Genomic DNA, 21,675 nt, shown 5'->3' on the forward strand with positions numbered 1-21,675 from the left:
GTCAGGGGTTTTCTGCGTTCGGCGGCCCGTTCTGGGTCCTTGTCGACGGGGACCGGTCAGGCCGTAGGATCAGCCGACGACGGAGGAACGATGACCGAAGCCTGGCCGGCCCTGCCCGACGGCTCCCGACTGGCTCTGCGGGAGATCCTCATCCACGGGGTGCTCTCCCGCGCCGAGATCGCTCGGTCACTCGGGCTCTCACGGGCGAGCCTCACGCGGGCGATGCGCATCCTCGTGTCACAGCGGCTCGTGGTCGAGGTCGGCACTGATGTGCGCGGCGCCACCGGCCGCCCGTCGGAGCTCCTGCAGGCGAGCAGCGGGCAGTGGGAGTTCCTCGGCATCAAGCTCACGAAGGACCGCCTGTACGCCGCGGTCACGGACTTGGGCGGCCGGGTCCTCGCCCTGCACGAAGAAGGCATCGACGACACCGCCGCCGAGTCGCTCGCGGAGCAGATCACGGTGGTGCTCGGCCGACTCCGTGCTGCGCATCCAGCCATCTGCGCGATCGGCGTCTCGCTGCCCGGCGACGTCATGGTCCGCGCGGGGGAGTCCGTCGTCGCGGCGTCGGTGTTCCTCGGGTGGCACGAGGTGCCGTTCGCCCGGATGCTCGAGGAGCGGACGGGCATCGCCACGTTCACGGCGAACGACGTCCACGCGCTCACGGCGAAGGAGCACTGGTTCGGTGCGGGTGCCGGCCGCGGGTCCATGGTGCTCGTGACGGTCGGTGAGGGCCTGGGCCTCGGGCTCATCGCGAACGGTCAGGTCTCCACCGGGGAGCACGGGCGACTGGGGCGCATCGGGCACCTTCCCGTCCTCGGGGGAGGCCCGGACTGTGGCCTCGGTCACGCCGGGTGCGCCTCGAGCTACCTGCCCAGCCCGGTCATCGTGCGGAACGCCGGCCAGGCGGGGAAGACCTACGACCAGGTGGTCGAGCTCGCCCGGGACGGCGACGAGGCAGCCCTCGCTGCGTTCGAGGATGCCGGCCGTGCTCTCGGGGTCCTGCTCGCCACCGCGGTGCACATCGCCGACCCCGCAGCGATCGTGCTGACGGGCGACGGGCTGCCCGTGTACGACCTGGCGCGGGCGACCGTCGACGAGTCGATGCGGGCCGCCCTGGCGCCGTACACCGAGCCGGTCACGGTGGAGGTTCAGCCGTTCGAGTTCTCGGAGTGGGCACGTGCCGGGGCGGTCCTCGCCATCCGTCGGCTGCTGGGGGAGTGATCGGCCGAGGGAGCCGGTAGAGGTGTCGCGACGTTAGTTACACACGTTGACAAACGCGGACGCAGACGGGAGGCTTGAGCGGTCCACACCATCGAAGGAGATGCCGTGACCGCTGCCCCCACCGTCCCGTGGCCGACCGACGTCCTGTCGTTCGGCGGCGACTACAGCCCCGAGCAGTGGCCCCGGGAGACCTGGCTCGAGGACGTCCGACTGATGCGGGAGGCCGGGGTGAACCTGGTCACCGTCGGGGTGTTCTCGTGGGCACTGCTCGAGCGGTCGCCGGGGGACTTCACGTGGGATTGGCTCGACGACGTGCTCGCGCTGCTGCACGAGCACGGCATCGCGGTGGACCTCGCGACGCCGACCGCTGCTCCACCGAACTGGCTGCTGACCGCACACCCGGAGATCCTGCCCGTGGACGCCACGGAGCGTCGGGAACGACCGGGTGGGCGACTCGGGTGGTGCCCGGCCTCCGAGCTGTTCCGGGAACACGCGCTCCGCATGGTCGACGCGCTGGCCGAGCGGTACGGCCGACACCCGGCGGTGCGGCTCTGGCACGTGAGCAACGAGCTCGGCGGCGGCAACGGCCGGTGCTACTGCGAGGAGTCGGCAGCGGACTTCCGGCACTGGCTCGTCGCGGAGTACGGCGACGTCGAGGCCGCGAACGACGCGTGGGGCACGGCCTTCTGGGGGCACACCTACACCTCGTTCGACGAGGTCTCGCCGCCGCGCGGTGTGGGTGGTGCACCGAACCCCGGGCTCGCGCTGGACTTCGAGCGGTACTCGTCCGACGCGCTGCTCCGCCAGTACGACGCCGAGAAGGCCGTCATCGAGCAGCACTCGGACGTGCCGGTCACGACGAACTTCATGGTGGGCGCCGGGTCGCAGGTCGTCGACTATGCCGGGTGGGCGAAGCACGTGGCGATCGTCGCGAACGACCACTACACGCTCGTCGACGACGCCCGCCGCGAGCAGGACCTCGCGCTGGCCGGTGACCGGATGCGCGGGATGTCGGCGGACCGGCGCCCTTGGCTGCTCATGGAGCACTCGACGGGTGGCCCGAGCTGGCAGCAGCGCAACCGCGCCAAGGAACCCGCGGAGCTCGTCCGGAACGCCCTGGCGCACGTCGCGCACGGGTCGGACGGGGCGCTGTTCTTCCAGTGGCGGGCCTCGACCGCGGGCGCGGAGCAGTTCCACTCGGCGATGCTCCCGCACGCCGGCACCCGCACACGCATCTGGCGCGAGGTGCTCGCCCTCGGCCGGGCGCTGCAGGACCTCGCACCCGTGCAGGGCACCCGAGTCGAGCCGGCCCGGGTCGCGATCGTCGTGGACGAGGCCTCCGGGTGGGCCGTGCAGTCGGGGCTCAAGCCGCACCGGGGCCTGCGCTACGGCCGGGAGCTCCGCGCCTGGCACCGCGCGTTCCACGACCGGCAGGTGCTGACGGACGTAGTCCCCGCCGACGCCGACCTGGACGGCTACGACGTGGTCGTCGTGCCGACGATGCTCATCGTCGACGACGCGACCGCCGCGCGGCTGTCCGCCGTGGTGGACCGCGGCGCCACCCTGATCGTCACGTACCTGTCCGGCGTCGCCGACGAGACCGCGCGCATCCGCACCGGGGGCTACCCGGGAGCGTTCCGCCAGGTGCTCGGCGCCTGGAGCGAGGAGTTCACCCCGCTGCAGCGCGACGAACGCTGGACCCTCGACGACGGCGAGGTCGTCACCGACTGGGCCGAAGCGGTCGTGCTCGAGGACGCCGAGTCCGTGCTCCGGTACACCGACGGCCCGCTCGCGGGCCGGCCCGCCGTCACGCGCCGCGCCGTCGGCGGCGGCGCCTGGTACGTGTCCGCGATGCTCGCGGACGACAGCATCCAACGGCTCGTGGACGGGGTGATCGCGGAGCGGGGGATCCTGCGGATGGTCACCGGGCCTCCCGGCCTGGAGGCGGTGCGTCGCGTCGGCGACGACGGTTCCGCCTTCCTGTTCCTCGTCAACCACCGTGCTGACGACGTCACGGTCGGCGCGTCCGGGACGGACCTGCTCGACGGGTCCGGCCACGGGCCGGACACCGTCGTGCCGGCCGGACGCGTCCGCGTGCTGCGCGAGGAGCGGGCCTCGTGACCGTCGTGGAGCGCGAGTCGACGGCCGTCGGTGCAGGCGATCGACGGGTGCAGGTGCTGCGATCAGCCGGGGTGTCGCTGGTGCTGGCCTCCGCGGCGGACGGGCTGCCCGAGGTGCTGCACTGGGGTCGGGACGTCGGGCCCGTCGCGCCGGACGACACGGCCGACCTGCTGCTCGCACTCGGCCGGCCGCTCGGACCGAGTGCGCTCGACGCGCGGTGGCCCCTCACGGTGCTGCCGACCGAGCGCGACGGGTGGGAGGGTCGACCGGGGATCGCGGGGCACGTGGACGGACTGCCGCTCGTGCCGCGGTGGCGCGACGTCGCCATGGCTGTCGTCTCCGTCGCGGACGAACAGCGGATCGTCGTGACCGCCGAGTCGGACTCGGTGGCGCTCCGGAGCGAGTTCGCGCTCGACACCGCCGGGGTGCTGCGGGTGCGGCACACGGTGACGAACACGCACGCCGACCCCGTGCACGTGCAGGCGCTCGAGGCGACGCTGCCGGTGGGGGAGCGGATCACCGAGGTGCTCGACCTGGGCGGACGGTGGACCCGCGAGCGCACACCGCAGCGCCGGGCAGCGACCGCCGGGAGCCACGCGCGCGAGAGCCGTCGCGGGCGGACCGGCCACGACTCGCCGACGTTGCTCGTGCTCGGGACGCCCGGGTTCTCGGATGCCGAGGGCGAGCTGTGGGCGGTGCACCTGGCCTGGAGCGCCGACTCCGTGTACCGGTACGACCAGCTCGCCGAGGCGCGACCGCTGCTCGGTGCCGGGGAACTGCTGCGCGCCGGCGAGGTCGTGCTCGGCGAGGGGGAGTCGTTCACCGCCCCCGACGCCGTGTTCGTGTGGAGCGACACCGGGATCGACGGGCTGTCCGACCGCCTGCACGACTCGTTGCGCAGCCGTCCGGGGCACCCGCGACGACCCCGGCCCGTGGTGCTGAACACGTGGGAGGCCGTCTACTACCGGCAGGAGCTCGAGCCCCTGGTGGCACTGGCGGAGATGGCGGCCGACATCGGCGTCGAGCGGTTCGTGCTCGACGACGGGTGGTTCCTCGGCCGGCGGTCGGACTCGACCTCGCTCGGGGACTGGCGCGTCGACCCGACGGTGTGGCCGGACGGGCTGGCACCGCTCGTCGACCGGGTGCGTGCGCTCGGCATGGAGTTCGGCCTGTGGTTCGAGCCCGAGATGGTCAGCCCGGTGTCCGAGCTGGCGGAGGCTCACCCCGAGTGGATGCTGCAGCGCCCCGAGGACGACGTCCGCACGTGGCGGAACCAGTACGTGCTCGACATGGCGAACCCACTGGCCCGGCACCACGTGCTCGAGAGCATGTCCCGCGTGATCGGTGTGCACCACGTCGACTTCGTGAAGTGGGACCAGAACCGGGACATCGTGCACGCGGTGCACGCGGGTCGCGCCGGCATCGACGCGCACACCCGCGGCGTGTACGCCTTGATGGACGAGCTGCGTGCGCGGCACCCGTGGCTCGAGATCGAGGCGTGCGCGAGCGGCGGTGCCCGGATCGACCTCGGCGTACTCGAGCGGACCGACCGGGTGTGGCCGTCGGACTCGAACGACGCCTTCGAGCGACTGCCGATCCAGCGCTGGACCGAGGCGCTGCTCCCGCTCGAGCTGATCGGTTCGCACGTCGGGCCGGAGGTCTCGCACACCACGGGCCGGCACCTCGACCTGGACTTCCGGATGGCGGTGTCGCTGTTCGGCTCGGCCGGCATCGAGACCGACATCACCAAGCTGCCACCCGAGGAGCTCGACCGGCTCCGGGCCTGGACGGCGCTGTACCGACGGGAGCGCGGGCTGCTGCACTCCGGGCGGCTGCGGCACCTGGACCTCGGGGACCCGGGAACGGTGGCGACGTCGGTCGTGGCCACCGACCGTTCGCGGGCGCTGGTGCGGGTGGCGCGGACGGAGACGGGGCCGAGGTCGTTGCCGGTGCCGCTCCGGGTGCGCGGACTCGACCGGTCGCGGCGCTACCGGCTCGCCCCGGTGGCCGGGCTCGCCGTGCCGCACGGGCTCGACATGGTGCCGCCGGAGTGGCTCGCGCGCGGACACCTGGAACTGACCGGTGCCGTGTTCGAGGACGTCGGCGCACGGCTCCCGCTGCTCGCCCCCGCGACCGCGATCGTGCTGGAGCTCCGCGCCCTCGACTGAGCACGTTCGACCGACGGTTCCGGTTCGCGAACCCGGGGGATCGTGAACCGGAACCGTCAGCGCGACGCCCCGGTCAGGGCAGGAGCGAACCCGCGTGGCGGAGGACGAGCCGGTGGTCGAGCTCCTGTGCAGCGATGCCCGGCGCTCCCGTCACCGTGAAGGTCACCGACTCGCCGGGGAGCAGGGACACCAACCCGTCGTCGACGCGGGCGGCCGCATCCACGCGGTCGGGGAACAGCGAGACGTCACGCGCGTACGCCGTCGCCGTCACAGTGACCGCCGCGCCGTCGTCCGTCGCCGAGACGACCGTGGACAGGGGCGAGGGCTCGAGCGCCTGGTCGACGACCTCGGCGAAGTCGTGCACCGTGCGGGTGCCGGCTCCCGTGACGACGAGGACCTCGGAACCGGGGTCGCCCGGTACCGCGAGCGACGACGGCAGCTGCACCCGGGCGGCATCGGCGGGGTCGGCCGCGAGCGTGAACGACGACGACTCGAGCACGGTGCCGTCGAAGGCGACGCGGGAGACCGTGACCTCGTCGGCGACCGACGCCCCGGACGCGTTGACGAGGACGACGTCGAGCCCACCCTGGCCGCCGGACGACGGCTGCACGGTGAGCAGCACGGGCTGGTAGGCCTGCCGGACGGCGTACCAGACGGGCTTCCGGATGCCGGCGTGGTCGACGAGGGCCCAGGACACCACGGGCCAGTCGTCGTTGAGCTGCCAGACGACCATGCCGGTGTTGTCGGGCGTGCGGGAGCGGAACCACTCCATGCCGAAGCGGATCGCGTGCGCCTGGTTGAGCTGCGCGGCGAAGTGCCAGTCCTCGATCGAGGCCGGCTCGGGCAGGTGGCCGCGCATGCCGTCGGCGAGCTTCCGGTTGCCCTGGTCGGCCTTCTGGTGCACGAGCATCTCGTGGCCGTCCGGGTCGAGGGGCTCGTCGTGCACCACCGCGGTCAGGGTCGACCACGCCGGCGGGCCCTGGAACCCGAACTCGGCCACGAACCGCGGCTCCCAGTCGGCGTAGGCGCGGTAGTCGAGGCGGTTCCAGACGTCCCAGATGTGCACGGTGCCGTTCCGCTGGCCGTTCGGCGTCAGGTACTCGTCGAACGAGAACGGGCTGCCCGGCGTGTACGGCCGGGTCGGGTCCAGCTCGGCCACGACCGACGGCAGCAGGGAACGGTAGTAGCCGTTGCCCCAGGTCCGGCCGACGAGCGACGGCCGCCAGCCCCACTCGGCGTAGGCGACGAGGTTCTCGTTGTTGCCGTTCCACACCACGAGCGACGGGTGCGGGCTGAGGCGGGTGACGGCCTCGCGGACCTCGGGCTCGACCTCGTCGGCGAGCCAGGGCTCTTCGGCGTAGGCGGCACAGGCGAACAGGAAGTCCTGCCACACCAGGACGCCGAGCTCGTCGCACCGGTCGTACAGGTCGTCGGACTCGTAGATGCCGCCGCCCCAGATGCGGAGCAGGTTCATGTTCGCGTCGATCGCGTCCTGGATCCGGTCCGCGTACCGCTCGGGTGTCATCTCGGTCAGGTAGGCGTGGTCGGGGATCCAGTTCGCCCCGCGCACCATGACCGGACGGCCGTTGACGCGGAGCAGGAACGGTGCCCCGCCGGCGTCGGCAGCGGTGTCGAGCGTGACGGTGCGGAAGCCCACGCGGCCGGTCCACAGGTCGTCGCCGACCTCGACCCGGACGTCGTACAGCGGCTGGTCGCCCTCACCGCGGGGCCACCAGACGGCGACGTCGGGGACCTCGAGGCGGACGGTCGCCGCGCCCTCGACGACGGGGCGCGCGCCGACCACCCGGCCGGCGGTGTCGGAACCCGGGTGCCCTGCGGACGCGGGGTGCGGGGCCAGGGTGATCCGGGCCTCCAGGCCGCTGCCCGCGGAACCGTCCGCGGACGCGACGGGCGCGCTGCCGATCGCCTGCGAGAAGGAGCCGGTGGAGCCGGCGTGCTCGACGTCGACGTGGGCTGTCAGCACCCCGGTGGTGCCGTCGAGGTCGACGAGCGGGCGGACGGCCGCGATGCGGACGCCGCTCCACGACTCGATGCCGATCGACTTCCAGACGCCGCTCGTGGCGACGTCGACGCCCCAGTCCCACCCGAAGTTCGACGCGTTCTTGCGGAGCGCGTTGTAGGGGTGGTGGTTGACGTGGGGCAGCTCGCCGCCGTGCAGTGCGGACAGACGCTCGGCTGCGGGGACGGGCGCGTCGAACGTGACGACGAGCTCGTTCGTGCCCGGTCGGAGCAGGTGCCCGACGGGGAACCGGTACGAGCGGTGCTGGTTGGCGGTGGTCGCGACGACGATGCCGTTGAGCTCGATCGTGGCGAGGGTGTCGAGGCCCTCGGCGACGAGGTCGTGGCGGGTCTCGTCCGGCGCGGTCCACTCGAACGTGCGGCGGTAGCGCCAGACGGTGTCGCCGATCCACTGGGTGGCGGCCTCGCCGTCGCCGTCGAACGGGTCGGGGATCCGGCCGGCCCGCAGCAGGTCGGTGTGCACGCAGCCGGGGACCTGCGCCTCGACCGGTTCGCGGTGCTCCGCCGACTGCTCGGGCCCGGTCACCGCCTCGAGGGTCCACGTGCCGTCCAGGGTGGTCCGCTCCATTGCGTCTCCTCATCGTTACGGGGCCGTGACCCGACCCCTTGACCGCCTTAGTTTACGCGTGTAACAATCACGCTCACAACGTGGACCCTGCGACGACGCAGACCGAGAGGACAACGATGTTCAACCCAACCCGTTCACGGCTCGCCATCGGCGGCGCCGTTCTCCTCGCAGCCGGCCTCGCGCTCAGCGGCTGCAGCTCCAGCGGCACCGCCAGCACGAACGACGCCGCTGCCTCGACCCTGGTGGCGTACACCGGCCAGTCCGGCGACTACCAGATCAACTTCAACCCGTGGTCGCCGTCCAACATCGGCGGCGTCGGCACGATCTACGAGTCGCTCTTCTTCATCACCAACGTCAACACGGAGGACCCGAAGCCGCTGCTCGGCAAGTCGTACGAGTGGAACGACGACGGCACGCAGCTCACCATCACGCTGCGCGACGGGGCCACCTGGAGCGACGGCGAGCCCTTCACCTCGAAGGACGTCGTGTTCACGCTCGACATGCTCAAGAAGCAGAAGGCCCTGAACTCGATCGGCTACGACGGCACCGCGAAGGCCGACGGCGACGACAAGGTGGTCGTCTCGTTCGACAAGCCGTCGTTCGTGCTCGGCCCGAACCTGCTCGGCAAGACCTGGATCGTGCCCGAGCACCTGTGGAAGGACATCGACCCGACCACCGACGTCGTGCGCGAGCCCGTCGGCACCGGCCCGTACACGCTCGGCACCTTCAAGGCGCAGGCGTTCACCCTCGAGGCGAACAAGAAGTACTGGGACGGCGCCCCGGCCGTGAAGACCATCCGCTACCTGTCGCTCTCCGGCAACACCGCCGGCGCCGACGCACTGAAGCAGGGGTCGATCGACTGGCAGACCGGCCCGGTGCCGAACATGGACGACATCCCCGCCAACTACAACGGCTACGACGGCATCACCGTCGGTCAGAACCAGATGGCCCTGCTGACCTGCGCGAACACCGACCTGGGCTGCGCCGGCCCGCAGACCGACCCGGCCGTCCGCCACGCGATCGCCGACGCCATCAACCGCAAGCAGCTCAACTCGCTGGCGTTCGAGAACACGGCGAGCGAGATCTCGCCGACCTTCGCGCTCACCACGACGCAGAAGGACACCATCTCGAAGGACATCGAGCCGGCCGTGATGCCGGAGACCGCCGACACCGACGCGGCCGCCTCGACCCTCGAGGACGCCGGGTGGAAGAAGGGCTCCGACGGCATCTACGCCAAGGACGGCAAGAAGCTGTCCCTGACGGTCGAGGTCGTCACCGGGTGGACCGACTACATCACCGCGATCGACACGATGACGCAGCAGCTCAAGGCCGCTGGCATCGAGCTCAAGGCGCAGCAGTCGTCGTGGAACGAGTGGACCGACAAGAAGACCAAGGGCAACTTCGAGCTCGCGATCGACTCGCTCGGCCAGGGCCCGACGGCGAACCCGTACTACCTGTACAACAACTACTTCACGACGGCCAACACCGCGAAGGTCGGTGAAGCGGCCCCGATGAACATCTCGCGGTACAGCAACCCCGACGTCGACGAGGCCATCGCGAAGCTCGCCACGATCAACCCCGAGGACACCGCGGCGACCCAGCCCGAGCTCGACACGATCCAGGAGCACATCGTCGAGGACCTGCCCTACATCCCCGTGATGACGGGCGGCACGACGAGCGAGTTCCACGCGGCGAAGTTCACCGGCTGGCCGACGAAGGACGACCTGTACGCGTTCCCGGCGGTCTGGGCGAGCCCGGACAACGCCGAGATCTTCAAGGCGCTCAAGCCGGCGAAGGGCTGACACCGATGGGATCGCGACCGAGGGGCACTCGACGATGACCTACTTCCTGCGCAAGATCGGCTTCTACGTCGTCGCACTGTGGGCGGCCCTGACGCTGAACTTCATCATCCCCAGGCTCCTGCCCGGCAACCCGGTGGACATCCTGCTCGCCAAGCTCCAGCAGCGCGGCGGGCAGGTGACCCCGGCGACCCGGGAGGCGTACGAGCTGCTCCTCGGTGGCGATTCCTCGGAGCCGCTCATCTCCCAGTACGGCCACTACCTGGTCAACGTGTTCCGCGGTGACCTCGGCGTGTCCGTCAGTTACTTCCCGGCACCCGTCACCGAGGTGATCGGCAGTTCGCTGCCGTGGACCATCGCCCTGGTCGGGATCGCCACCATCGTGGCCGCGATCATCGGCGTCGGCCTCGGGGCCTTCGTCGGGTGGCGGCCCGGCACCTGGCTCGACTCGTTCGTGCCGGCCACCACCCTGCTCGCCGCGGTGCCGTACTTCTGGCTCGCGCTGATCCTGGTGTACTTCTTCGCCACCGGGCTCCACCTGTTCCCGGCGCAGGGCGGCTACGACGTCATCCTGACGCCCGGGTTCAACTGGGACTTCATCGTCTCGGCGGTGCAGTACGGGGTGCTGCCGGCGGTGACGATCGTGCTCGCATCGCTCGGCGGCTGGTTGCTCGGCATGCGCAACATGATGGTGTCGACGCTGTCCGAGGACTACATCACCACCGCGCAGGCGAAGGGCCTGTCCGACGGCAAGATCCTGCGGAACTACGCCGCCCGGAACGCCGTGCTGCCGTCCGTCGCCGGGTTCGCGATCTCCCTCGGGTTCATCGTGTCCGGCTCCGTCGTCACCGAGCAGGTGTTCTCGTACCCGGGCATCGGGTCGAAGCTGCTGTCCGCCGTGACGAACAACGACTACGCGCTCATGCAGGGCATCTTCCTGTTCATCACCCTGGCGGTCCTCGGCGCGAACCTCGTCGTCGACCTGCTGTACGGACTGATCGACCCGCGCACGCGGGCCCGGAGCTAGGGGAGGAGACGACCATGACCAACATCCAGCAGGAGACCGAGCCCACCATCGGCGCGCTGACCGAGGAAGCCGACAGCACCACGTCGATCGCCACCCGGCGCGCGTCGAAGGGCGGCATCCGCAGGTTCTTGCCCACCCTCACCCCCTGGCTCGTCACGGGCATCGCGCTCGTCGCCGGCGTCACGCTGTTCGGGGTGATCGGACCGCTGCTCGTCGGCGACCCGACCACCATCCGCGACACCGGGCTGCAGGGACCGAGCGGCTCGAACGTCCTCGGCACCACCCAGACCGGTCAGGACGTCCTGGCGCAGCTCGCCTTCGCCACCCGGGGCAGCCTGCAGATCGGGCTCATCGTCGGCGTCCTCGCCACGGTGCTGTCCGCGTTCTTCGGCATCCTCGGCGCCTACCTGGGTGGGATCATGGACGAGGCGTTCTCGCTGTTCTCGAACGTGTTCCTCGTCATCCCCGGCCTGCCGCTCGTCATCGTCATCTCCGGCCTGGTGCCGCGTGAGGCCCGCGGGCTGTGGACCATCGCGGTCGTCCTGGCGATCACGTCGTGGGCCGGGTCCGCCCGGGTGCTGCGGGCGCAGACGATGTCGATCCGCAACCGCGACTACGTGTCCGCCGCCCGGGTCGCCGGCGAACGGCCCTGGCGGGTCATCGCCGTCGAGATCCTGCCGAACCTGCTGCCGGTGCTCGCGTCGCAGTTCGTGTTCGCGGTGATCGCCGCGATCCTCGGGGAGGCGGGGCTGTCGTTCCTCGGGCTCGGGGCGTCGAACTCCACGACGCTCGGCACCATGCTCTTCTACGCCCAGAACGGCTTCGCGCTGGCGAACGGCGCCTGGTGGTGGTTCGTGCCACCGGGCCTGCTCATCGCCCTGCTCGGCATGGGCCTGTCCCTGGTGAACTTCTCGATCGACGAGGTCATCAACCCGCGACTCGCGAACGTGCGTGCGCAGCGACGGCGCGACCGTCGTGCGAAGCGTGCGGCCCGCTCGGGAGGCCCGGCCCGCGTCGCCACCGCCGGTCACGACACGAAGGGGGTCGCCCGATGAGCGCCACCGACACCGCACGACCGGTCACCTCCGACGCCACGGGCGACGGCCGCCGGCCGGCCGTGCTGACCATCGACCACCTCGACGTCGTCTACGAGACCGAGCACCCCGTGCACGCCGTCAAGGACGTCTCGCTCACCCTGGCGCCCGGCGAGATCCTCGGGCTCGCGGGGGAGTCGGGCTGCGGCAAGACGACCCTGGCGTACGCCATCACCCGGCTGCACCGGCCGCCGGCGAAGGTCACGTCGGGCAGCATCACGTTCCACGACCGGGACGGCACCGACGTCGACCTGCTCGGCCTGCCGCACGAGCAGCTCCGGGCCGTGCGGTGGTCGAAGCTGTCGATGGTGTTCCAGGGGGCGATGAACGCGCTCAACCCGGTCACCACGATCCGCGCCCAGCTCGACGACGCCCTGGTCGAACACCGGAAGGGCCTGCCCCGCAAGGAACGTCGGGCGATCGCCGAGGACGCCCTGCGCCGCGTCGGCGTCGACCCGTCCCGCATCACCGCGTACCCGCACGAACTGTCGGGCGGCATGCGGCAGCGCGTGATGATCGCGATGGCGATGCTGCTCGAACCGCAGATCATGATCATGGACGAGCCGACCACCGCACTCGACGTCGTGGTGCAGCGGGAGATCCTGCGCGAGATCGTCCGGCTGCGCGACGAACTCGGGTTCGCCGTCGTGTTCATCACCCATGACCTGCCGCTGCTGCTCGAGATCAGCGACCGGATCGCGATCATGCTCCGCGGCGAGGTCGTCGAGTGCGACCGTGCCAGCGTGATCCAGCACGACCAGCAGCACCCGTACACGCGGAAGCTGCTGCAGTCGTTCCCGAGCCTGTCCGGAGCCCGCGGCGCGTTCATCCGCACCGGGGTCGAGGACGGCGCCGAACCCGAGACCGACACCCGGGCCGTCGTGGTCCAGGCAGCACAGGAGACGGACCGATGACCAGTGTGACCGTCAGCCACCTCGGCAAGGACTTCCACACCCGCAAGGGCCTGAAGCGCACCACCCTGCGGGCCGTCGACGACGTGTCGTTCGACCTGCTGCCCGGCCGGACCGTCGCGCTCGTGGGGGAGTCCGGCTCGGGCAAGTCCACCATCGCGCGGATGCTCGCCAAGCTCGAGACCAGGACGCGCGGCTCGATCGACGTGCGGCTCGAGGACGGCACCCCCGTCGAGGGCAGCATGTACCGGCGGCACGTGCAGATGGTGTTCCAGGACCCGTTCGCCTCCCTCAACCCGTTCCACTCGATCGAGCACCACATCGCCCGGCCGCTGCAGCTGCACCACCGGGCCCGCGGCGCCGACGAGACCGCCGACAAGGTGCGCGAACTGCTCGGCCGGGTGAACCTCGACGAGGACTTCGCGTCGCGGCGGCCGCACGAGCTCTCCGGCGGACAGCGGCAGCGCGTCGCCATCGCCCGCGCACTCGCCCCCGGCGCCCAGGTGCTCATCGCCGACGAACCCGTGTCGATGCTCGACGTCTCGATCCGCCTGAGCGTGCTCAACCTGCTCGGCCGGCTGCAGCGCGAGGACGAGCTCGCCGTGCTCTACATCACGCACGACCTGGCGACCGCGCGGCACTTCTCCGACGAGATCCTCGTGCTCTACCGCGGCCGGGTCGTCGAGCGCGGGCCGTCGGACGCCGTCATCCTCGACCCGCACCACGACTACACCCGGCTGCTCGCCGAGGCCGCCCCCGACCCGGAGCGCACCGAGCGCCGGATCACCGCGGGGCCGCCGCTCGACCGGACGAAGATCGACAACACCACCTGCTACGACCACACGATCGGGGACTGGGTGTCGAGCGAGGCCGCACCGGTCGGGGCGCGATGAGCAACGGGCCGACGTTCGTCGACTGGGTCACCGACCGGTTCGCGGCACGGTTCCGGGTCCATCCCGACCAGCCTGTCGCCCTGGTGTCGTTCGTGGCCGGCGGCGGAGCGCTCGCCGACGGGCCGGACGACCCGCAGCCGCTCGTCGAGCTGACGACGATCGGGCACGGGCGGTTCCCGGGCGGGTTCCGGCACGTGGACTCCACGATCGGGGCGCGACTGCGCCCCGTGTCGCACCACGGGCACGACGACGGGACCGACCTGTGGTTCCGGATCGTGCAGGCGGACGCGGCCACGTGCCTCCAGGCCGAGTCGGTGTTCCGGGCGCGCGCCGGCGTGCCCGCGTTCCAGACGTGGACCGAGGTGTCGGCCGAGCACGGTGAGCACGTCGTCGACTTCGTCTCGTCGTTCGCGACCGGGGCGTTCCTGACCGACTCGGGCGCCACCGTCGACGAGCTCGCCCTCGTGCACGCCGACAACGACTGGGCAGCGGAGAGCCGTTGGCGGACCGATCCGCTGCGGTCGATCGGGCTCGCGGCGATCGACCGGGAGGCCCAGCACCACCCGCCCCGCAGCCGCGCCGTCGTGCAGAACCGCGGCTCGTGGTCGACGGGCGAGGCGCTGCCGATCGGGGTGCTGCGGGCGGAGGACGCTGTGTCGCTTCCGTACGCGCTCGTCTGGCAGGTCGAGCACAACGGGCCGTGGCTGTACGAGCTCGGGGAGACCCGGCGGCACGCGTACCTGCTGCTGAGCGGCCCCACCGACCAGGAACACCAGTGGACCACCGTCGTCACACCCGAGCAGCCGTTCACCTCGGTGCCGGTGTCCGTCGGCATCGCCGCGTCGATCGACGACGCCTTCGGGGTGCTCACCCGGCAGCGTCGGGCGTTCCGGCACGTGCGGGAGGCCGACCGCGCCCTGCCCCTGGTGTTCAACGACTACATGAACACGCTCATGGGCGACCCGACCACCGAGAAGCTCCTGCCGCTCATCGACGCGGCCGCCGACGCCGGAGCGGACCTGTTCTGCATCGACGCCGGCTGGTACGCCGAGGGGCACTGGTGGGACACCGTCGGAGCGTGGGAGGAAGCGGCATCGCGGTTCCCGACGGGGCTCGGGGCCGTCATCGACCACATCCGTGCGCGCGGCATGCAAGCCGGCCTCTGGCTCGAGCCCGAGGTCATCGGCATCCACTCGCCGCTGGCTTCGACCCTGCCGCCGTCCGCGTTCGTCGAGCACCACGGGGTCCGGGTCGCGGAGCACGGGCGGCACCTGCTCGACCTGCGCTCGCCGGAGGCCCGCGCACACCTCGACGCGGTGGTCGACCGGCTCGTCGGGGAGCTCGGGGTGACGTTCTTCAAGATGGACAACAACACCATGACGGGGCCGTTCGCCGGGATGCTCGACCACCAGCGGGCGCTGCTCGACTGGCTCGACGCGGTGCAGGAGCGGTACCCGGCGCTGCTCATCGAGAACTGCGCCTCGGGAGCGATGCGCGCCGACTGGGCCGTGTTGTCCCGCCTGCACATGCAGTCGACGTCGGACCAGCAGGACCCGGTGTTGTCCGCCACGATCGCCGCCGCCGCTCCCGCCGCGATGCTGCCAGAGCAGGCGGGGAACTGGGCGTACCCGGCGCCGACGATGGACCCCGAGCTGTTCACGCTGTCGCTCGTGAACGGGGTGCTCGGGCGGATGTACCTGTCCGGGTACCTCAACGAGATGACGTCGTCGCAGCGCGCGGTGGTCGGTGACGCCATCACTGCGCACCGGCAGGTCCTGGACGTCGTCGAGGCGTCAGTCCCGGTCTGGCCCCTCGGGCTGCCCGCCTGGGAGGACCCGTGGGTCGCGCTCGGCCTGCACGCCGCCTCGGGCGACCTGTACCTGTCGGTGTGGTCGCTACCCGGTGCGTCGGCGTCGGTGTCGTTGCCGCTGCCGGCGTTCGCCGGGCAGACGGTGGTCGTCGAGCCGCTGTTCCCGACGGCACTCGGGTCATGGTCCGTGGCGTGGGACGCCGCTTCGGGCTCGCTCGAGGTCGCGAACGGAGGATCGACCCCCACAGCGCGGGTGCTCCGCGTCCGGTCGCAGGAGGCGGACGCGGGGGCCTGAGCGGGCGCGCGTCGCGATGGCAGGGCGCGCGCCGGAGCGGACGGGAGGCACGGTGCGGGCAGGCACCGTGCCTCCCGTTTCGTCGGTGGTCGCGTCCACGGCGCGGGGCACGCGGGTTCGTGTCCGCGCGGTGACGGTTCCGGTTCAGGACCCTCGGGGATCGTGAACCAGAACCGTCAGGAGCGCTGCAGGACGGGGTCTCGGGTCACGCCTGCTCCTCGTCGTCGGGGCGTCGCGGAGCGCGGAGGCGCAGGGTGGCGCCGAGGCCGATGACCAGGAAGCCGGCGGCGGAGAACGCGGCGGCGCGGGTGCCGTCGGAGAACGCGTCGGCGGCGTCGGCACGGGTGGCCCCGTCGAGGCCGGAGATGGCTCCGCCGGAGGACTGCACCACGGCGTCGGCGATCTTCGTCGCGGTGGCGGCCGGGGTGCCCGCGTCCTGCAGACGGTGCTCCAGGATGCTGCCGGTCGAGGTGAACAGGACGGTGCCGAGGACGGCGATGCCGAGCGCTGAGCCGATCTGGCGCGCGGTGCTCTGGGCCCCGGACGCCTCACCGCTGCGTTCGACCGGGACGTCCTGCAGTACGACACCGGTGAGCTGGGCCGTCGCGAGCCCGACGCCGAACCCGTAGACGAACAGGCACGGCACGATCGCCCACCACGGCGTCGACGACGTCACGATGAACCCGATCGCGGCGACCCCGACGATCTCGGCGCCGATGCCCATCCGGACGATCGGCAGTGCTCCGACGCGTTGCCCGACCGTGGCGGCGAACCCACTCGCGACGAACGACCCGATCGCCAGTGCGAGCAGCACGAAGCCGGTCTGCAGGGCGGAGTACCCGAGCACGTTCTGCAGCCAGAGCGGCAGCGACAGGATGATGCCGAACTCGCCGAGCGACACGATGAGCGCTGCGACGGAACCGTTCCGGAACGAGCCGATGCGGAACAGGTCGAGTGCGATCAGGGTCGAGCGTCCGGCCCGCTGCCGGCGCAGGGAACGGACCACGAAGGCGACTCCGGCGAGGACGGCCACGACGAACGCGACGGGGATCGGGGAGATCGGGCCGTCCCACGACCACGAGCCGATGGTGAGCGACGTCGACGACGGGGTCCACCAGCCGTAGGTGCGGCCCTCGATGAGCCCGAACACCAGGGCGGCACTCGCGATCACGGACAGCAGCGCTCCGACGAGGTCGATGCGGCCGGTGTGCCGGGCGTCTCGCGACTCCCGTACGGCGACGGCGAGCCCGACGAGGATGACCGCGACGATCGGGACGTTGATGCCGAAGGCCCACCGCCACGAGAAGTCCGTCGTCAGCCAGCCGCCGAGCAGGGGGCCGACCGCGACCATGCCGCCGATCGTCGAGCCCCACACGGCGAAGGCGATGCCACGCTCCCGGCCGGTGAACGTCGCGTTGAGGATCGAGAGCGTGGTGGGGAGGACCATCGCGCCGCCGATGCCCTGCAGCACGCGGGACACGACGAGGAGCTCACCGGTCGGCGAGAGCGCGGCGAGCACCGACGCCACCGCGAACACGATGACGCCGGTGGTGAGCAGGCGTCGGCGGCCGAACCGGTCGGCCACGGACCCGAAGACGAGCAGCAGGGCGGCGAACACGAGCGTGTAGCTCTCCTGCACCCACTGCACCAGGGTCGAGCCGATGTCGAGGTCGGCGACGATGCTCGGGATCGCGACGTTGACGATCGTGGAGTCGACGATGATGAGCGCCACGGCGAGGCTGACCACGACCAGGCCGAGCCAGCGACGACGGTCCGGCGTGGTGGGTGGTGCTGCGGCGGGAGCGCTCATTCCGGTGGTTCCTCTCAGATGATCAGCATGCTGACGACCTGACGGTACACCCGCTTCCGGTGACGGGCGGACCGGGGACTCGCGGCAGGAGCTGGAGCTCCATCGCCCGGGTATCGCCGCCGGGATCCAGAAGAGCCAGCTCGAGCGGGGCGGGCAGCGCGAGGACAATGCGCACGAGGACGATGCCGGATTCCGATCGACCGTACGATGGAGGACATCGGCGTTGCAAGACGGGGGGTCACGTGAACGCGGACGGTGTCCTCTGGATGATCACGGGGATCGCTGCAGTCTCGGCCGGCTTCACCGTGGTCGGCGGTCTTGCCTACCTCGGCCTCTGGCGAACGTGGGTGCACCAGCGAGCGTGGAGTGCGGACCGGGTCTTCCCGACGCTGTTCCTCGGCGTCGGCGGGATGCTCCTGGCGACGTTCGCCGCGCTGCTGGAGACCGGGCTGTTCGTCGTGACAGCGGTCGCCATCGTGCTCGCGTTCGTCCTCATCGTCACGTCGGTCTTCCTCTTCGTGCTCGGGGTGCCACGGTGGATGACACCCCGCTGGTACCGCGACGTGCTCGACCAGCGGTGAGCGACAGAAACTCGCCCGCGCGCGCCGGACTCGTTATCGTGGACGGGCATCACGACAGGGGGAGCAGGACGTGACTGATGGTTGGCGAATCGACCCGGGACCCGCGCGCGGTGCCATCGACAACGCGGAAGGGGAGACCCAGGAGTTCCCGACCCTCGAGACGGACCTCGTGTCGGCCTTGAGCGACGCCCTCGCGGCGCTCGGCGGACACGGGCCCTCGACCGCGGCGAAGCTCGCGTCGATCCAGTCGAACCCGTTCGAGATCGACCTGCTCGCCGCCCAGCAGCACATCGAGCGGGCGATCAGTGCCACGCGACAAGCGATCGGCGCCTACGAGGCCGGCGACGAGCAGATGGCGGCGACCTACGAGAACGGTATCCCGCAGTGATCTCCACGAGCGACCTGCAGGAACTGCCCGACCCTGCTGCACTCGAATCGGCGGCCACCGCGCTCGGTACCTTCGGATCACACGTCGTCGCGCGGGTCGAGGCGGTGTCGACCGAGTGGAAGGGACTCGCCGCCGCCGACGTCTACCAGACGCCCGAACGTGACATCGTGCTCGACGCGATGAACACCCCTGCACTCATCGCCGAGATGATCAAGCAGAACGCGGACTTCGCGGCGACGGCGTTGCAGACCTACGCGTCGACCGTGTCCGGGCTGCAGACCCGACGGGCCTCGATCCTCACGAACATCGCCGATGCCAACGAGGCGGAGCGGCAAGTGGCGCAGCAGCCCGATTCGAACAGCACGGAACCCACACCGTCCCCGACCCCCGGCCCGGATCCCGCGACGTCGTCGAGTCACGTCCGAGAGCTCATCGCGACCTTCAACGCGAACGCGCAGCAGGCCGACCAGGACTGCGCCGACGCACTCGGTCGGCTCGAGAAGTACAGCAAGACCGCCGTGCAGTCCTTCGTCGACGTCGTCGGCGGATCCGGTGTCGTCGGCACCGGTGTCGGTGTCGGATCGTCGGTCGCGGAGGGCGCGCTCGAGCGGTGGCGACGCATCCACATCGTGCCGGAATCGTCGATCAACGTGCAGCTGACGATCCCCATGTGGGACGAGATGGAGAACGGCGTCAAGTACTGGAAGACGCCGAGCGGTGTGCTGTCGCCGCATCCTCCGACGCCGCCCGAACTCCGGCTCACCGGACCGACGTCGAGTCACAGCACGGTCGTCACCGATCCCGAGGTGTCGCGCGGAGCGCTCCCGACCTGGGCGAAGCACCTCGGAAAAGCGCTCGGCATCGGGGGCGCCGCGCTCACCCTCTACTCCGCCGGCCAGGAGCAGTGGGTCGAGGACGAGGAAGAACACCCGGAGTGGTCGACCTCACAGCGCATCGAGAGCAGCCTCGAGAACGTCGTCATCGTCGGCGGGTCCTCGGTCATCCTCGGAACCATCGGCGCGTCCGTCGGCGCGTCGTTCGGTGCCGCTGCCGGTGCGGCAGTGGGAGCGGGCGGGGGCACGGTCGTCCTGCCGGTCATCGGGACGATCGGCGTCGGCGCACTCGGTGGAGCCGTCGGCGGGGTCGTCGGCGGTGCTGCCGGAGGTTGGGCGGGCGGCGAAGCAGGCGAAGCACTCGGCACCTGGGGCAAGGAGAACTTCTACGATGGGTCCGAAGCCCAGCGATGGGTGCGAGACACGTGGAAGAAGGTGTTCGGATGACCCCGCTCGGGTTCGTCGTCGTGCTGTTCGCCATCGGGCTCCTCTTCGGCGGCCTCGGAGCGCTGGCCTACGCCGGCGTCTGGCGTTCGTGGATCGGTCGGCTCCACCAGAACGTCGTCTTCGGGTGGTTCTGGTTGGGACTCGCGGTGCTGTCGATGGGACTCGCGGCGAGCTTCATCCGGACGCCGGTCTTCGGGTTCTCCTTCGTGTTCGCTGTCGCCGCCGCCGTGACCGGTGCGCTCGGCCTGTGGATCCTGCTGTCCGGCGTTCCGCGACGGCTCCAGCCCCGCTGGTACCGAGTGGAGCGTGAACGGTGAGCGCCCCGACCGAGGTCGGACCGATGAGCCTGCCGCTGCCCTCGAACTGGGAACGGATCGAGTCGTCCGACAACGTCGTCGTCCTCGCCGCGCCCGAGGTCCCCGATGCGAGGTTCCGCCCCAACATCGTGCTGACCACGGCGCTCGCCGAGGCGCCCCTCCACGTGGTGTCGTCGAACGCGATCGCGTCGATCCTCGCGCTGCAGCCTCGCGCACAGGTGTTCGCGGTCGAACCGAACGACCTCGACGACGTGCTCGGCGTGCCGTCCCGGACCGTCGAGTGGGGCTACGAAGCGGAGCACACCACGGTGCTGGTGCGCCAGTGGATCGCCGTGATCGGTCGACACCAAGTGCACGTCACCGGCAGCTGTGCGGTCGAGGAGTTCATCGACTTCATCCCGTTCTTCCGGAGTGTGCTGGCGGCGGCATCGATCGCCGACACCGGGGCCAACGACAACCCCTCGACCGGACGCATCGTCCACTCCGACGTCCCCGACGACAACCCGTCGGCGTCGCCACGGATCGATCCGGGCGCATCGGACCGGATCGGCGCGACACTCGAAGCCCTCGACGGTGTCGTCCTCGCCCAGCCCCGCCCGGTGGGCCGCTGGATGCTCAGCGACGAAGCGCTCCAGCACCTGTGGTCGCTGCGGGGCCGGGGCATCATCTCGCGCGGGAAGCGCCGGTCGCCCGAGGGCGTCGAACTCGCCGAGGCAGGTCTCACCGGCGCGCTCGGTGCGCTCGCCGGCGACGGGCAGCGGATCGCGAACCTGCTCGAACGACCCGGCTACCGGTACGGAGCCGCGGCGGACCACGCTGGTCGGTCGGTCGAGTGGAGCATGTGGCTCGGCGGCGACACCGCGCTGGTGCGCGCACGAGGCAACGTCGCCGACCTGGTCGACGACCGGCTGCGCGACGACACCATCGCGCAGTACGACGTGGTGCCCGCGGGCCGCGCCGTCGGGCACCTTCTCACCTGGGCGCGGGTATCGCCGGCCTGGGCGATCGCCAGCGACGACGAACTCGTCCTGCCGGCGGAGGTCGTCGACGCACGGATCGCATCAGTCGGGATGCCCAACGGTGCCGCCCCGATCTCCGGGTTCGTGGCAGATCGCCTGTGGCGCGAGCCCGTCTGGATCCGCCTCCGTGTGTGGGGAGACCGGACGCCGTACGGGCTGGACGTCATCGCTGCCGGTGCTGCCGGATGGTTCCGCCGCGACGTGCTGGACGACGGACGGGTGCGGCTGGAGCCGATGCCGTCCGGGTCCGTCCTCCGATCCGTGCTGGCGGTCTTCCGCGCGCCGGACGGGTCGAAGGCTCAGTAGTCCGGGCGGATCCTCGCCATTCGAACT

General features: G+C 71.1%; 16 protein-coding genes. 14 read left to right on the top strand and 2 right to left on the bottom strand.

What is annotated here, in order from left to right; all coding sequences use genetic code 11:
* The first annotated feature begins 90 nt into the window (after positions 1-90).
* From BIU89_RS13060 to BIU89_RS13070, 3 genes are all read left to right on the top strand, one after another.
* On the top strand, positions 91-1,221 hold the full coding sequence (locus tag BIU89_RS13060) for an ROK family transcriptional regulator (RefSeq protein WP_071247131.1): 1,131 nt from the start codon (positions 91-93) through the stop codon (positions 1,219-1,221).
* Positions 1,222-1,326: 105 nt separating this feature from the next.
* Complete coding sequence (locus BIU89_RS13065; protein WP_071247132.1) at positions 1,327-3,342, top strand: beta-galactosidase; 2,016 nt, start codon at positions 1,327-1,329, stop codon at positions 3,340-3,342.
* On the top strand, positions 3,339-5,510 hold the full coding sequence (locus BIU89_RS13070) for an alpha-galactosidase (protein ID WP_254791640.1): 2,172 nt from the start codon (positions 3,339-3,341) through the stop codon (positions 5,508-5,510). Before BIU89_RS13065 ends, BIU89_RS13070 begins: the two co-directional genes overlap by 4 nt.
* A gap of 73 nt (positions 5,511-5,583) precedes the next feature.
* Here BIU89_RS13070 and BIU89_RS13075 read toward each other — a convergent pair whose 3' ends face one another.
* On the bottom strand, positions 5,584-8,118 hold the full coding sequence (locus tag BIU89_RS13075; protein ID WP_071247134.1) for a beta-mannosidase: 2,535 nt from the start codon (positions 8,116-8,118) through the stop codon (positions 5,584-5,586).
* Positions 8,119-8,234: 116 nt separating this feature from the next.
* On the opposite strand from BIU89_RS13075, the gene BIU89_RS13080 reads away from it, so the two are divergent.
* The 6 genes from BIU89_RS13080 to BIU89_RS13105 are packed head-to-tail and all read left to right on the top strand — an operon-like array spanning position 8,235 to position 15,947.
* A complete protein-coding gene (locus BIU89_RS13080; protein ID WP_071247137.1) occupies positions 8,235-9,920 on the top strand; it encodes an ABC transporter substrate-binding protein in 1,686 nt (561 codons plus the stop codon).
* Between the two features lie 34 nt (positions 9,921-9,954).
* The gene (locus tag BIU89_RS13085) at positions 9,955-10,944 is read left to right on the top strand and encodes an ABC transporter permease (RefSeq protein ID WP_071247140.1); all 990 of its coding nucleotides are present in this window, start codon (positions 9,955-9,957) and stop codon (positions 10,942-10,944) included.
* A 14-nt stretch (positions 10,945-10,958) separates the two neighbouring features.
* Positions 10,959-11,999 (top strand): ABC transporter permease, encoded by a 1,041-nt coding sequence (locus BIU89_RS13090; RefSeq protein WP_071247142.1) that lies wholly within the window; start codon positions 10,959-10,961, stop codon positions 11,997-11,999.
* Positions 11,996-12,952 carry an ABC transporter ATP-binding protein gene (locus BIU89_RS13095; RefSeq protein ID WP_071247147.1) on the top strand — a complete coding sequence of 319 codons (957 nt, stop codon included), beginning with the start codon at positions 11,996-11,998 and terminating at the stop codon, positions 12,950-12,952. Before BIU89_RS13090 ends, BIU89_RS13095 begins: the two co-directional genes overlap by 4 nt.
* Positions 12,949-13,842, top strand: a complete 894-nt coding sequence (locus tag BIU89_RS13100) for an ABC transporter ATP-binding protein (RefSeq protein WP_027465156.1) — start codon at positions 12,949-12,951, stop codon at positions 13,840-13,842. The genes BIU89_RS13095 and BIU89_RS13100 overlap by 4 nt, the downstream gene beginning before the upstream one ends.
* Entirely contained in the window at positions 13,839-15,947 is a 2,109-nt protein-coding gene (locus BIU89_RS13105; RefSeq protein WP_071247149.1) for a glycoside hydrolase family 36 protein, read from the top strand. The genes BIU89_RS13100 and BIU89_RS13105 overlap by 4 nt, the downstream gene beginning before the upstream one ends.
* A 205-nt stretch (positions 15,948-16,152) precedes the next feature.
* On the opposite strand, the gene BIU89_RS13110 is transcribed toward BIU89_RS13105, so the two are convergent.
* The gene (locus BIU89_RS13110) at positions 16,153-17,757 is read right to left on the bottom strand and encodes a DHA2 family efflux MFS transporter permease subunit (protein ID WP_071247151.1); all 1,605 of its coding nucleotides are present in this window, start codon (positions 17,755-17,757) and stop codon (positions 16,153-16,155) included.
* A gap of 242 nt (positions 17,758-17,999) precedes the next feature.
* On the opposite strand from BIU89_RS13110, the gene BIU89_RS13115 reads away from it, so the two are divergent.
* The 5 genes from BIU89_RS13115 (at position 18,000) to BIU89_RS13135 (ending at position 21,648) form a co-directional block, all read left to right on the top strand.
* Entirely contained in the window at positions 18,000-18,338 is a 339-nt protein-coding gene (locus tag BIU89_RS13115) for a hypothetical protein (protein WP_071247153.1), read from the top strand.
* 70 nt (positions 18,339-18,408) lie between these two features.
* Positions 18,409-18,726, top strand: coding sequence for a hypothetical protein (locus BIU89_RS13120; protein ID WP_071247155.1), 318 nt, complete (start codon positions 18,409-18,411; stop codon positions 18,724-18,726).
* Positions 18,723-20,006, top strand: coding sequence for a hypothetical protein (locus tag BIU89_RS13125; RefSeq protein WP_071247157.1), 1,284 nt, complete (start codon positions 18,723-18,725; stop codon positions 20,004-20,006). Before BIU89_RS13120 ends, BIU89_RS13125 begins: the two co-directional genes overlap by 4 nt.
* The gene (locus BIU89_RS13130; protein ID WP_071247159.1) at positions 20,003-20,323 is read left to right on the top strand and encodes a hypothetical protein; all 321 of its coding nucleotides are present in this window, start codon (positions 20,003-20,005) and stop codon (positions 20,321-20,323) included. Before BIU89_RS13125 ends, BIU89_RS13130 begins: the two co-directional genes overlap by 4 nt.
* Positions 20,320-21,648: a hypothetical protein gene (locus tag BIU89_RS13135; protein ID WP_071247161.1), complete on the top strand. Its 1,329-nt coding sequence runs from the start codon at positions 20,320-20,322 to the stop codon at positions 21,646-21,648. Before BIU89_RS13130 ends, BIU89_RS13135 begins: the two co-directional genes overlap by 4 nt.
* Positions 21,649-21,675 lie beyond the last annotated feature (27 nt).

The organism is Curtobacterium sp. MCBA15_005 (genome assembly GCF_001864855.1).
Lineage (GTDB): Bacteria > Actinomycetota > Actinomycetes > Actinomycetales > Microbacteriaceae > Curtobacterium > Curtobacterium flaccumfaciens.